Source organism: Enterobacter sp. UNJFSC 003, assembly GCF_036903355.1.
In the GTDB taxonomy this organism is placed as follows: domain Bacteria; phylum Pseudomonadota; class Gammaproteobacteria; order Enterobacterales; family Enterobacteriaceae; genus Enterobacter.
The window spans coordinates 1-322 of record NZ_JBAKHK010000085.1 but is presented as its reverse complement, the minus strand read 5'-3'; the positions used below and the strand labels follow the sequence as shown (position 1 = coordinate 322).

At 55.0% G+C, this 322-nt stretch carries 1 pseudogene; it reads left to right on the top strand.

Annotated elements, in window-relative coordinates:
- Window positions 1–25: 25 nt before the first annotated feature.
- A pseudogene (locus tag V5P19_RS23205) lies at window positions 26–322 on the top strand (biotin synthase); the annotation flags it as partial.

Below are 322 nucleotides of genomic sequence, written 5' to 3'. Positions count from 1 at the left end.
AAAAAACACGTTTTGGAGAAGCCCCATGGCTCACCGCCCACGCTGGACATTGTCGCAAGTCACAGAATTATTTGAAAAACCGTTGCTGGATCTGCTGTTTGAAGCGCAGCAGGTGCATCGCCAGCATTTCGATCCTCGTCAGGTGCAGGTCAGCACGTTGCTGTCGATTAAGACCGGAGCTTGTCCGGAAGATTGCAAATACTGCCCGCAAAGCTCGCGCTACAAAACCGGGCTGGAAGCCGAGCGGTTGATGGAAGTTGAACAGGTGCTGGAGTCGGCGCGCAAAGCGAAAGCGGCAGGATCGACGCGCTTCTGTATGGGC